Source organism: Stenotrophomonas sp. CASM114 (assembly GCF_049384325.1).
In the GTDB taxonomy this organism is placed as follows: Bacteria; Pseudomonadota; Gammaproteobacteria; order Xanthomonadales; family Xanthomonadaceae; genus Stenotrophomonas; species Stenotrophomonas muris.
In genome coordinates, this window is sequence record NZ_JBMRGJ010000001.1 from 77036 (window position 1) to 89730 (window position 12695).

General features: G+C 68.8%; 14 protein-coding genes. 12 read left to right on the forward strand and 2 right to left on the reverse strand.

Annotated features, from left to right (window positions below; all coding sequences use genetic code 11):
- Positions 1-37: 37 nt before the first annotated feature.
- Both VG566_RS00350 and VG566_RS00355 read right to left on the reverse strand, forming a co-directional pair.
- Positions 38-352 (reverse strand): AzlD family protein, encoded by a 315-nt coding sequence (locus VG566_RS00350; RefSeq protein WP_032959954.1) that lies wholly within the window; start codon positions 350-352, stop codon positions 38-40.
- Positions 349-1080, reverse strand: coding sequence for an AzlC family ABC transporter permease (locus VG566_RS00355; protein WP_049439472.1), 732 nt, complete (start codon positions 1078-1080; stop codon positions 349-351). The genes VG566_RS00350 and VG566_RS00355 overlap by 4 nt, the downstream gene beginning before the upstream one ends.
- 127 nt (positions 1081-1207) lie before the next feature.
- On the opposite strand from VG566_RS00355, the gene VG566_RS00360 reads away from it, so the two are divergent.
- The 12 genes from VG566_RS00360 to gspE all read left to right on the forward strand — a co-directional run bounded on the left by VG566_RS00360 (position 1208) and on the right by gspE (position 12690).
- Complete coding sequence (locus tag VG566_RS00360; RefSeq protein WP_005413654.1) at positions 1208-1672, forward strand: Lrp/AsnC family transcriptional regulator; 465 nt, start codon at positions 1208-1210, stop codon at positions 1670-1672.
- A gap of 526 nt (positions 1673-2198) precedes the next feature.
- Positions 2199-2879, forward strand: a complete 681-nt coding sequence (locus tag VG566_RS00365; RefSeq protein ID WP_423172638.1) for a TonB-dependent receptor — start codon at positions 2199-2201, stop codon at positions 2877-2879.
- A gap of 16 nt (positions 2880-2895) precedes the next feature.
- Positions 2896-3426, forward strand: coding sequence for a sigma-70 family RNA polymerase sigma factor (locus VG566_RS00370; protein ID WP_241883968.1), 531 nt, complete (start codon positions 2896-2898; stop codon positions 3424-3426).
- Positions 3427-3495: 69 nt separating this feature from the next.
- Positions 3496-4476 (forward strand): FecR family protein, encoded by a 981-nt coding sequence (locus VG566_RS00375; protein ID WP_111206989.1) that lies wholly within the window; start codon positions 3496-3498, stop codon positions 4474-4476.
- Positions 4477-4534: 58 nt separating this feature from the next.
- On the forward strand, positions 4535-5086 hold the full coding sequence (locus tag VG566_RS00380; protein ID WP_049439478.1) for a hypothetical protein: 552 nt from the start codon (positions 4535-4537) through the stop codon (positions 5084-5086).
- Positions 5087-5230: 144 nt separating this feature from the next.
- Positions 5231-5788, forward strand: a complete 558-nt coding sequence (locus VG566_RS00385) for a hypothetical protein (RefSeq protein ID WP_241883967.1) — start codon at positions 5231-5233, stop codon at positions 5786-5788.
- A 57-nt stretch (positions 5789-5845) separates the two neighbouring features.
- Entirely contained in the window at positions 5846-6283 is a 438-nt protein-coding gene (gspG, locus tag VG566_RS00390) for a type II secretion system major pseudopilin GspG (RefSeq protein ID WP_014647371.1), read from the forward strand.
- 9 nt (positions 6284-6292) lie between these two features.
- The gene (gspK, locus tag VG566_RS00395; RefSeq protein WP_164165885.1) at positions 6293-7198 is read left to right on the forward strand and encodes a type II secretion system minor pseudopilin GspK; all 906 of its coding nucleotides are present in this window, start codon (positions 6293-6295) and stop codon (positions 7196-7198) included.
- Positions 7195-8358 (forward strand): type II secretion system protein GspL, encoded by a 1164-nt coding sequence (gspL, locus tag VG566_RS00400; protein WP_241883966.1) that lies wholly within the window; start codon positions 7195-7197, stop codon positions 8356-8358. The genes gspK and gspL overlap by 4 nt, the downstream gene beginning before the upstream one ends.
- Complete coding sequence (gspM, locus tag VG566_RS00405) at positions 8355-8882, forward strand: type II secretion system protein GspM (RefSeq protein WP_241883965.1); 528 nt, start codon at positions 8355-8357, stop codon at positions 8880-8882. Before gspL ends, gspM begins: the two co-directional genes overlap by 4 nt.
- The gene (gene gspD, locus VG566_RS00410) at positions 8879-11260 is read left to right on the forward strand and encodes a type II secretion system secretin GspD (RefSeq protein ID WP_423172639.1); all 2382 of its coding nucleotides are present in this window, start codon (positions 8879-8881) and stop codon (positions 11258-11260) included. Before gspM ends, gspD begins: the two co-directional genes overlap by 4 nt.
- Positions 11257-12690, forward strand: a complete 1434-nt coding sequence (gspE, locus tag VG566_RS00415; RefSeq protein WP_080354472.1) for a type II secretion system ATPase GspE — start codon at positions 11257-11259, stop codon at positions 12688-12690. Before gspD ends, gspE begins: the two co-directional genes overlap by 4 nt.
- Positions 12691-12695: the final 5 nt, after the last annotated feature.

Genomic DNA, 12695 nt, shown 5'->3' on the forward strand with positions numbered 1-12695 from the left:
ACTACGGACCGCCGGGCATTGCCCGGCGGTCCGGTAGCTACCCCATCAGATAGCGCAACACACCCGCAGAGACCACGCCGATCAGCACCGTCGGCAGCATCGACAGCCGCGTGGCGGCCAGCAGGGTGATCGCCAGCGCGGCCAGGTCGGCGGGCTTGTCGGCGACGAAATCCGGAGCGATCACCGAGATCAGCACGCAGCCCGGGGCGGCTTCCATCACCGTCACCGCGCGCTTGCCCAGCGTGCGGTTGCGCAGCGCGAGGAAGCCGACGATGCGGGTCAGGTAGGTGGCGGCGGCCATCAGCACGATGGTCAGCACCGAGGACCAGTGGATCAGGCCGTTGAAGATCATGCTGCGTCCTCCGCCAGCAGCCAGGCGGCGGCCAGGCCGGCCAATGCGCCGCTGGCCACGTACCACGCACCCGGGATCAGCAGATAGGTGGCGGCGGCCACGACCAGGCTGACCAGCCACGGGCGCGCGGCCTTCATGCCCTGCCACATGCCGCGCAGCAGCACCAGGAACACGGCGGGGAAGGCCATGTCGAAGCCGTAGGCGTGGATGTCGCCCAGCAGCGGCCCGACGATCGCACCCAGCGCGGTGCAGGCCACCCAGACGGTGTAGAGGCCCGCGGAGACGCCCAGGTAGTAGGCCAGGCTGAAGCCGAGCGCACGGCGGCGCGCATCGGCCACGCCCATCGCCCAGCTTTCGTCACACATGAAGAACAACGCCGGCAGCACCCGGCGGCGCGGCAGGTGCTGCAGCAGTGGGGCCAGGCTGGCGCCCATCAGCAGATGGCGGCTGTTGACCAGTGCGGTGATCGCCACGATCAGTGCGATGTGCGGTGGCGAGGTCCACAGTTCGACGGCGGCGAACTCCGAGCCGCCAGCGAAGTTGAGGCCCGTCATCAGTGGCACTTCCAGTGCGCTCAGGCCTTTCTGGGCGGCCTGCGCGCCGAGCACCAGGGCGAAGGGAATGAAACCGATCATCACCGGCACGGCGGCGCGCAGGCCGCGCAGGAATTCGGCACGCGGCGCGGTATCGCAGGTGTCGGGCAGGGGGAGGGTGGTACGGGCGTCCATGGAACGGCACAACGAGGTGGGGGTGGCCCATGCTAGCGGTCCGATCGCGAAATCGGGTTGCGTTGATGCCACTGGATTCTGGATGATTGATATTTCATGCGGCTAAAAGTGACAAGGACGAAATCCCATGCAGTATCAGCTCGACAACCTCGATCGGCGTATCCTCGACGCCCTGCAGCGCGACGGCCGCCTGCAGAACCTGGAGCTTGCCCGGCTGGTCGGGCTGTCGCCGTCGGCCTGCCTGCGTCGGGTGCGGCTGCTGGAGGAAGGCGGCTACATCGACCGCTACGTGGCCTTGTTGAACGAGGCCAAGGTGGGCCGTGGCTTCACGGTATTCGTCCGCGTGTGGCTGCGCGGGCAGGACGAGGACACCACCAATCACTTCATCAACAGCATCAAGTCTTTCCCGGAAGTGCTTGAATGCCATCTGATGGCCGGTGACTGCGATTTCCTGCTGCGGGTGGCGGTGGCCGACCTTGATGCCTACCGGCAGTTCCAGATGCAGCACCTGAACCGGATCGCCGGGGTGCAGAACACCAAGACCGAGATTCCGATGCAGCGGATCAAGCAGACGACCCAGCTGCCGCTGTGAAGGGCGGGGGTTTGCGGCCGGGTTGCACCCGGCGCCCGCAGGTAGTGCCGGCCGCTGGCCGGCAACCCCAGAAGCAACAGCCGAAGCAACAGCGTGCATTCCGTTGGATGGCGGGGTGGGTCCGGTTGCAGGGGACGCCGTAGACCCTTCCATGGGGGCTTGGCCGCGGCATCCATGCCGCGGACACCCCTGCAACCAGACCCACCCCGCCTTCGACAGTTTCCCGCGATCTGCCGGAACGGCATGAACTGCTCCTGGTGGGTGTCGACCTTGGTCGACACGTTTGGGCCGGCACGGGGTCGGATCCCGTTGCTTCGCAACGGGCTCTGACCCCAGGCGTGGATGAGGTGGTCTGTTCGATTTATTGATTCCTGATGGGTGACTGGCTTCACGTCGGCTGTAGGCGGCGGTCATCGCAATGACATGTGGCCCCGCTACGGTTTGAGCCCGCTTGCGGGTCGCGCGCGGGCCGGGGTGCTGGTCCTGGTGCGCGTCCACTGCAGCTGCTGTCGCTGCCGAGGGTCATGTGTTCTACGTCAGGGGGCTGAATGGACACCATGCGGTCAGAACTTGGAAGGTGGCCATCGTCGCGTGGCTGCTGCTGTCCTTTGCCGCTGCCGGGCAGGACGGAGTTCATGCCTACGACATCCCTGCGCAACCGCTGGAACAGGCGGTCGAGCGCTTCAGCGTCATCAGTGGGTGGTCGGTGATGTACCCGGGCGACCTGGCCGCGGGCCGCAGCAGCCATGCGCTGCGCGCCAGCCTGGAGCCGCTGCCTGCCTTGCAGGTGCTGTTGCAGGACTCCGGCATCGAGGTCGAGGTGATCGGCGCGCAGCGCGTGGTGCTGCGCCGGGGCACGTCCTCGGCCGCCGAACCCGGTGTTGGCGCCGAACTTCCCGAGGCCGAACGTCGGCGTCGCTATGGCGGGCTGCAGCAGCGGCTGCGTGCGGCGTTCTGTGACGACCCGGAGATCGCGCCCGGCCGCTACGCCGCGACGCTGCGCTTCCGCATCGACAGTGCGGGCCGGGTGAGCGAGCCCGAGCTGCTGTCCGGCAGTGGTAGTGCCCGCCGCGATGCACGCCTGCTGCAGGCGCTGCAGGGCCTGGTGCTGGCGACCGAGGCCGCCGCGCTGGCGCAGCCGGTGACCCTGCAGATACGTCCTTCCGGCACCGACCACGACTGTGGCGGGCGCGCGCCCCTTCCATGACTTCAAGGATTCGAACATGAGCAACGTTGCGGCTGGCGCAGTTGACCTGATGGACCACCTTCTGGGGGCCTACGACGAGCTGAAACGCCGGTTGGTGCGCAAGCTGGGATCGGAGGAGCTGGCCGGTGACGCGCTGCAGGACACCTGGATGCGCCTGAGTGCGCGCCGTGACCGCCTGGACGCCGTGCAGAACCCTGCGGCCTACCTGCTGCGCATGGCGATGAATACCGTGATCGACCGCCAACGTGCCGACCATCGCCTGCTGAGCCTGGAAGAGGTGGAGACGCTGATGGACATGGCCGACCCGGCACCGGGGCCGGCGCAGGCGGCCGAACTGGACTTCGCGCTGGAGGACATGGTGGGCCTGCTGCAGCGCATGCCCGAGCGGCGTCGCCGCATCCTGCTGGCAATCCGCGTCGATGGCCTGCAGCAGCGTGACGTCGCCGATCACCTCGGCGTGTCGCTGCGGCTGGTGCAGCGTGAGCTGAAGGCGGCCCAGGACTACCTGGCCGAGCGCAGCGGGCAGGGGCGCCAGGTGCGGTTCTGAGCGGCGGCATCCGTCTACACTTTGACGCCGAGCAGAACCCCGCAGCGTGCGGGTCCGGCATGAGCCCCCATGGATCCTGACGATCACCCGCAACGCCCGCTGGATGCCGTCGAGCGCCAGGCGCACGCGTGGGTGGTGCGCCTGACCTCGGGCGAGGCTACTGCGGCCGACGGGCGCAGCTTCCGCGCGTGGTGCGAGGCTGATCCCCGTCATCGCGAAGCATTCGGCCGTGCGCGCCGGCAATGGGAGCAGGTACGCCTGGCCGGCGAGCAGCTGCCTGCCGCCGCACGCCAACCGGTCGCGCCGACGCCGACCCAGCGCTGGAGCCGGCGTGCCTTCCTGGGCGCCGCGATTGCCGCCCCGGCCAGCCTGGCAGTGGTGGCGGCGATCCGTCCGCCGCTGGGGCTGTGGCCCTCGGTGACGGCGATGACGGCCGATTTCCACACCGGTACCGGTGAACGGCTGCAGATCGCACCTTCGCCACAGCTGAAGATCGAGCTGGATACGCAGAGCAGCCTGCGCCGCCGTGCGGACACGGAGGGCGAAGGCTTCGAGCTGGTGCAGGGCCAGGCTGCGATCGAGACCCGGGCCGGCCTGCGCCTGGCCCTGTTCGCAGGGGCGGGCTGCGTGATTGCCGATGAAGGGGCGGTGCGCCTGGACGTGCGCAACACCCACGGCCAGGTACGGGTGACCTGCCTGCAGGGCAGCGCCCGGATCGAGCACCCGCAGGGCCGCCTGCAGCTGCAGGCGGGCCAGCAGACCCGGTACGACGAGCGCCTCAGTGGCGTGGTGGCCGAAGCCGTGGCCTCGGAAGTGAGTGCCTGGACCGAAGGCATGCTGGTGTTCCGCCGGGCGCCGCTGCGCGAGGTGGTGGAGGAGATCAACCGCTACCGCCGCGGCAAGGTGCTGCTGGGTGAATCGGCATTGGCGCGCGCCCCGGTCAGCGGCCGCTTCCGCATCGATGATCCGGATGCGGCGCTGGAGCAGCTGCGACTGACGATGTCGCTGGATCTGCGTCGCTTTCCAGGTGGCATTGCCGTCCTTGGTTAGGTGAAGACGCTGGCCGTGCGCGCCGCGCAGGGCTGTTGCAAGCAAGGAGACGCCAAGGATGCGCAACGAGACCATCGGTGTGCTGGATCTGCGCCGCAATCTGTCGGCGTTGCTGGAAACCACCCAGCGACGGCCGTTGATGGTGCACCGCTACGGCTCGCCATGGGTATGCGTGGTATCGGACGCACAGTGGCAGCAACAGGCCGTGCTGCTGGACTTCGATCCGCAGTCGCACCCGCTGGCGATGCTGTTGCGCCTGCAGCAGCAGGTGCTGCCGCTGGCTGAAACCGGTGTGTTGCCGCCTGCGGCGCTGGCACGCGCACTGCTGCTGATGGACATGCATGGCATCAGGGATCTCGCGCAGCTGCACGAGCAGGTGCTGCACCACCGGCTGTGGCACTGGTTCGTGGCGGGCACCCGCGGGGTGATGGACGGCTGGCAGCTGCCCGCGGTGCGCATTGCGATGGCGTCGTGGTGCGATGACGTGGACATGACAGACGCGCTGGTCGCGTTCGCCGCGCGCAGCGACGTGGCGGTACTGGCCCGCCGCTGCGGGGGTGACGCACCGCGCCTGCAGCGCGAAGCCTGCAGGCGGATGACGCTGCGATGACGTTGCCGATGAAGCACCACCCAGCGCACAGAGCGGCATTCGCGCTGTCGCTTCACCTGCCTTGCTGACGTCTTCTCCAGAGTACGACGCACCGCGCGTCGCGGAGCACGGGCGACGCAGATGGCAGACAGTCGCAGGATCAGCATGCTGGAGCTGGATCGCCACCTGAGCCGGTCACTGGAGCAGGCGCGGCACACGCCCTTGAATGTGCAACGCTACGGGCACTCGTGGGTCTGGGTGCTGTCCAGTGATGCCTGGGCCGATGCGGCGCGCTGGGCGGTACTGGACAGCAGCGCGCATCCATTGGCGGCGCTGCGGCGCGCCCTTGATCTGCAGCTGCGGCCGTGGTCCGAAGCAGCCATGAACGCGCTGCCGCTTGACGCAGGCGATGCGCGGCTGCTGCAACGTGCGGCCCTGCTGGTGGTCGTGCGTGATCTCAACAGTGCGCAGCGCGTGTACGACGATCTGCGCTATCACCAGGCCTACCGCACGTTCATCGGCCTCGACCATGGCACCGCGTGGTCGCCGATGCAGTGCGTGCGCCTGTTGCAGGCGTGCGCGCTTCCGCTGCTGCGCGGCTGCATCGACGAAACGCTGTCCAGTGTGCCGCCACACCTGCTCGAGGCGGCACGCGTACCGGCTGCGCCGGCGCCTGCGCAGGCACATGCGCAGCGAATTGCCGGCGGATGTTTATCGTACTGACACATGCACCGCTGACCATGGCGCAGCGGTCTCTTCCAGGATGACGAGGGCGGAACAATGGCAAGGCAGGTGGGTGGTCGCAGGGCTCGGCAGCAGGGTTTCAGCCTGATCGAGATCATGGTGGTGGTGGTGATCATCGGCATTCTCGCGGCATTGATCGTGCCGCGCTTGATGGACCGTCCCGACCAGGCGCGCGTGGTGGCAGCGCGCCAGGACATCGCGGCGCTGATGCAGGCGCTGAAGTTGTTCAAGCTGGACAATGGTCGCTATCCCAGCGCCGAGCAGGGCCTGCAGGCGCTGGTGAAGCCGCCGCAGGGCAGTGGCGCGATGCCGGTCACGCCCTATCTGGATCGCCTGCCGAATGACCCGTGGGGCCATCCGTACCAGTATCAGGTGCCTGGCACACATGGCGACATCGATGTGTTCTCGCTGGGTGCGGACAGCAAGCCCGGTGGCGACGCCGGGAACGCGGACATCGGCTCCTGGCAGCTGTGAGGCAGGCCGATGTCAGCCCGGATGCGGTCTGTTTCGAGTGTCCGTCAACGTGGCATGGCGGTGATCGTCGCCCTGCTGGTGGTGGCACTGGTGGCAGTGATTGCCACTGCACTGCTCACCCGGCAGTCGGCCCAGCTGCGCGCGCTGCGTGGTGACCAGCTGCGCGCACAGGTACGCATGGCCGTGGACGCAACGCTGGAACGTGCGGCGCAGCAGCTGCGTGCGGATGCAAAGGAACAGCTGACCACGGTGCGCAGCGGGCGCTGGGCGCGCCCATTGGAGCTGCAGGCGCCGTTGCCGGTGCGGCTGCAGCTGGTCGATGCGCAGTCGATGTTCAACCTGCGCAATCTGCTTGCGCATGGCAGGCCGGACCCCGAGGCGCGGCGCGCGTTCATCACGTTGTGTGCCGGGCAAGGGCTTGGCCAAGGCGCCTGCACATCCGCCGCGGACCACATCCAGGCGCGCCTGCGCGATGGCGACATGCAGGCGCAGGCGCCGCTGCCGCGCGAATCACTGATCGAACAGGTGCTGCCGGGTGCCGATCCGGTGGCGTTGCAGGCGCTGGCGCGACGCACCGTGGTGTTGCCGGCACAGACCCTGGTCAACGCCAACACCAGCGACCTGCGCGTTCTGCAGGCGGTGACGCCTGCGGTCGAGCCGGCACGGCTGCAGGCGCTGCTCGGTGAGCGCGACGCTGGCCATTGGCTGCTCAATCGCGGCGACATCGCCAACCGACTCCAACTGAGCAACGAACAGATGGCGGTACTTCCCTTGGGTATCCATAGCGAGTGGTTCCTGGCCGTCGGCCAGGTGCAGGCTGACGGCAGCGCGGTTGATTTCCGCGCGCTGCTCTGGCGCGAGTACCGCGACGATGGCGTACGTGTGCAACGCGTGTGGACGAGGATCGGCGCATGAACGCGCAGCTTCGGGTACGCCTGCCGACGCTTGAGGGTCTGCACTCCAACAGCGCGGTGGACTGGGCGCAGCTGCACAAGGGCGAGGTGCTGGCTCACGGTTGCGCCACGCTGGCGGCGCTGGGCCTGCGGCATCCGCGGGCTGCGGTGCATGCCTGCCTCGATCCGAGCGACCTGATCCTGCTGGAACTGCAGCTGCCACCGTTGTCCGGGCGACGCCTGCAGTTGGCGTTGCAGGGTGAGGTGGAGGCGATGTTGCTGGACGACCTGCAGGACGTCGCGCTGGCCCACGGTGCGCAGGCGGCTGACGGCACGGTTCCGGTGGCCTGGCTCGGCCAGCAGGCGGTCCTGCAGGCGCAGCAGTTGCTGGCCTCGTGCGGACTGCAGCTGCAGGCACTCCATCCGACGCCGCTGCTGCTGCCCTGGCAGGACGGACAGGCCACGCTGCAGGTCAGCGGCGAGCACCTGCTGGTGCGAAGCGGGCGCGATCGGGGGTTCGTCCAGTGGTATGGCGGACGTGATGCGTGTGCAGTCATGCAGGCGCTGGCCGTGCGCCTGCGACAGGCCGGCGTGCAGGCCGTGCAATGGATCGGCAGCGTACCGCCGGCGTGGCCGGACAGCCTGCCGGCCACCGCCGTCATGAAGGAACGGCAGGCATGTGGCCCTCTGCCGGGGTGGTCACTGCCGCTGCCCGGTGCGGGTCGGCAAGCGCCACGCCTGGCAATCGGCCTCGCGTTGGCGGCAGTGCTGCTGGCCGCGCTCGGCCTGCAGCTGCAGGTCTGGCGTTGGCGGATCGAGGGCGAGGCGCTGCAACAGGACATGGCGCGGCAGTTCAGCGCACGCTTCCCGGAGATCACCGATGTGGTGGATCCGGTGCTGCAGGCAAGGCGTGCTCTGGCGGTGCCGCCACCGGCGCCACCGTTGCCGCCGTTGCAACGGCAGGTAGCCAGCACGCTGCTGGCGGTTCCGGAACTGGCCGGGCAGGTGCGCAGCCTGCATTACCAGCCCGGCCAGCTCGACATGGAGCTGGATGCCGATGCCCAGGCATTGGCCGACGATCCGCAGCGGCTTGAGCACTGGCAGCACGCGCTGCAGGTGCAGGGCCTGCTGCTGGCGCGCGACGCCGGTGGGCGCCTGCGGGTGAGCGGAGCGGGACAGTGACGGCCCGCACCCTGCGGCTGGGCGGGGGGCTGGCCGGCCTGCAGCAGCGCTGGCAACGCCTGCCACCGCGCGACCGGCGGATGCTGTGGGTGATGGTGGTGGCGCTGCTGGTGGCGGGCCTGTGGTCGTTGTGGCTGGAGCCACTGCTGAAGCAGCGCACGCACTGGCAGGCCGAGCTACCGCGGCTGCAGGCGCAGTGGCGCGCACTGGCACCGCTGCTGCGCGTCCGTGAGCGCCAGCAGCTGGCGCAGGGCCAGCATCCGACACTGGCCGGGCTGCGCGATGGAATCAAGACCGCCGGCCTTGCCGACGGCCTGCATATCGAAGCGCGCGACGGGCGCTGGCACCTGCAGGTGCAGGCGGTGCCCGCCGATGCGCTATGGAACTGGCTGCTGCCGCTGCTGGCCGACCCGGCCATCGAGCTGCAGCAGCTGCAACTGACACGCACAGGGGACGCGAACATGCCGGCGGCACGGATTTCCGGAAACATCGTGATGGTGGCCACTGCGGGTGCCCCTCCATGAGGGCGATGCGCAGCCTTGCCTGCAGTACTGCATTGGCCCTGATCGTGGGCATGGCCCACGTGCCGGCGCCGGTGGCAGCGCAGGACACACGCGATGAGCCGGTGCAGCTGAACCTGGTGGATACCGATATCGGTGGCGTGCTGCGGATGGCGGCACGGTTCACCGGCCGCCAGTTCCTGGTCGACCCGCGGGTGACCGGCAAGATGACGGTGGTCTCCGATGGCCCGGTCAGCCGTACCCAGGCCTACCAGCTGCTGCTGGGTGCGCTGCGCATGCGCGGCTTCGCCGTGGTCGAGAATGGCGGCGTCAGCCGGGTGGTGCCGCAGGCCGACGCCAAGCTGCTCGGTGGCCGGGTGGGCAGTGGCGGTGCAGGAGGCGAGGTCGCCACGCGCACCTTCCCGCTGCGCTACGAGAACGCCGCCGCGCTGGTGGCGGTGCTGCGGCCGATGATCAGCCCGGACAATCCGATCACGGCGAACCCGGGCAACAACACCCTGGTGATCACCGACTATGCCGACAACCTGGAGCGCATCGCGCGGGTGATCGCCAGCGTCGACACGCCGGCCGGCATGGACACCGATGTGGTGAAGCTGCAGCAGGGCATCGCCGTAGACGTCGCGGCGATGGTCGCGCCGCTGCTGGATGCGCAGGGCGCAGAGCCCAGCCAGAAGGTGGTGGTGATGGCCGACCCCCGCAGCAACAGCGTGCTGCTGCGTTCCAGCAGTCCCGGGCGCACCCGTCTGGCCCGGCAGCTGGTGGAGAAGCTGGACCGCGCGCAGGACGAGTCCGGCAACCTGCATGTGGTCTACCTGCGCAATGCCCAGGCCAATCAGCTCGCCGGCGTGCTGCGCGGCGTGGTTGCGGGGCAGAGCGATGCGCCGGCAGTGGGCAGCAATGAAGGCATCACGCCACTGCCTGGCGATGCAGGCCGTTCCGCACCGGCGCAGCCGTCGCAGCCACAACAGGCCAGGGCCGGCAGCAATGCGCTGGAATCGCAGCGGCTGGATCCGAACCGCCGCGACCCGATCGACGCCGGGAGCACCGGCTTCAGCCAGAACGGCATTTCGGTACAGGCGGACGTGGCCACCAACACGCTGTTGATCTCGGCGCCGGAACCGGTGTACCGCAACCTGCGACGGGTGATCGACCAGCTTGACCAGCGCCGTGCACAGGTGCTGGTGGAAAGCCTGATCGTGGAGGTCAACCAGACCGACGCGGCCGAACTGGGCGTGCAGTGGATGCTGGGCAATGGCCGCACCTTCGCCGGCACCCACTTCGGCGGCACCAGCGGTGGCAGCGGGCTGAACACCACCGCGCGCACGACCCTGGACGTGCTGCCCAAGGATGGCCTGAAGATCGGGGTGATCGACGGCACGATCAACCTGCCCGGCGTCGGCCAGATCCTCAACATGAAGGCGCTGGCCAACGCGCTGCAGAGCAAGGGCGGTGCCAACATCCTGTCCACGCCGAACCTGATGACGCTGGACAACGAGGCGGCCAGCATCATGGTCGGGCAGACCGTGCCGTTTGTGAGCGGCCGCTACGTGACCGACGGTGGCGGCGGCAGCAACAATCCATTCCAGACCATCGTGCGCGAGGACGTGGGCCTGAAGCTGCGGGTACGCCCGCAGATTTCCGAGGGCGGCACGGTGAAGCTGGACATCTACCAGGAAGTCAGCAGCATCGATGCGCAGAGCGCGAACAGCACGGCCGGCATCATCACCAACAAGCGCGCACTGGATACCAGCGTGCTGCTGGACGATGGCCAGATCATGGTGCTGGGTGGCCTGCTGGAAGACAGCGTCAGCCATGGCCGTGACGCGGTGCCGGGGTTGGGGAAGATTCCGGTGCTGGGTGCCTTGTTCCGCAGCGACACACGCAAGCGCGCCAAGACCAACCTGATGGTGTTCCTGCGTCCGCACGTAGTGCGTGACCCGGCCGCCGGCCAGCGCCTGACCCGCGACCGCTATGACTACATGCGCAACGCGCAGGCTGGCGCGCAACCGGTGCAGAGCTGGGCATTGCCGGCGCTGTCGGCACCGCAGCTGCCGCCGCAGGACCTGTCTGTACTCGGCCAGGGCAATGCGCGCGATGGCCAGGGCCAGCCGCTGCAGAACACCAGCCTGGCAGCGTTGTATCCGGCCGGTGACGGCGATGCGCAGCTGGTGCAGTTCGCACAGGGGCTGGACCCGACCCGTGCCCGCCAGGGCGTGGCGCAGGTGCGGGCGCTGGGCCTGCAGGCCTATGCCGAGGCGACGCCGGGCGAGAGTGGCCAGCGCCTGCGGGTGCGGCTGCCGCGCGACCCGGCGACGCTGGACCCGGCACTGCAGCAACTGCGCGGGCTGGGCTACACGCCGGAACTGGTGATCGGACCGTGAGCGCCGCCGCGCCACTGCCGTACGCCTGGGTGCGCAGCCATGGGGTGATGCTGTCCGAGGTTGGCGGTGAGCCTGTGCTGCTGGGTACCGTCGATACCGCAGCGTGGGCCGTGGCCGAACTGCGCCGCCGGCATGGACCGTTGCCCTTCCAGGTACTGGATGCCGCGACGTGGCAGCAGCGGTTGGCTGAGCAGTACCGTGACGGCGGCGACGCCGCTGCCGTGGTCGGTGCCGCCGAGAGCGAAGTCGATCTGGACCGGCTGATGCAGGACATGCCGGAAGTCACCGATCTGCTGGACGCGCAGGATGATGCGCCGGTGATCCGCATGATCAACGCGCTGCTGGCGCAGGCCGCACGCGATGGCGCCAGCGATCTGCACATCGAGCCGTTCGAGACCCATTCGGTGGTGCGCTACCGGGTGGACGGCACGCTGCGCGACATGGTGCAGCCACGGCGCGCACTGCACGCAGCGCTGGTATCGCGCATCAAGATCATGGCCCACCTGGACATCGCCGAGAAGCGCCTTCCGCAGGATGGGCGCATCGCGATCCGCGTGGGTGGGCGTCCGCTGGATATCCGAGTCTCCACGGTGCCGACCGGGCATGGCGAGCGCGCCGTGCTGCGACTGCTGGAAAAGGATGCCGGCCGTCTGCAGCTGCAGCGCCTGGGTATGGCCGATGACACTCTGGCCACGTTCACCGGATTGATCCGGCAGCCGCATGGCATCGTGCTGGTCACCGGCCCGACCGGTAGTGGCAAGACCACCTCGCTGTACGCCGCGTTGGGCCAGCTCGACAGCAGCACCAGCAACATCCTCACCGTGGAGGACCCGGTGGAGTACGACTTCGCCGGCATCGGCCAGATCCAGGTGAACGCGCGCATCGGCATGAGCTTCGGCACCGCGCTGCGCGCGATCCTGCGCCAGGACCCGGACACCATCATGATCGGCGAGATCCGCGACCTGGAGACCGCACAGATTGCGGTGCAGTCGTCGCTGACCGGCCATGGCGTGCTGGCGTCCCTGCATACCAACGACGCGATCTCGGCAGTGACGCGCCTGGCCGATATGGGCGTGGAACCGTTCCTGCTGGCCTCGTCGCTGCGCGGTGTGCTGGCGCAGCGGCTGGTGCGGCGGCTGTGTACCCAATGCCGGCGTGCCGAGGTGGATGGGGACGGCCGTACCGTATGGCGCGCGGTGGGTTGCGCGGCCTGTGCCAACAGCGGCTACCGGGGGCGTACCGGCATCCACGAGTTGTTCGTGGTGGACGATCGCGTGCGTACGCTGATCCATGAAGGGCAGGGTGAACCTGCACTGCGCGAGGCGGCGCGGCGTGCCGGCATGCGGACCTTGCGTCAGGACGGCCAGCGTTGGGTCGACAGCGGGGTGACCACGCTGGAAGAGATCCTGCGCGTCACCGGCGACGACTGAGGCTT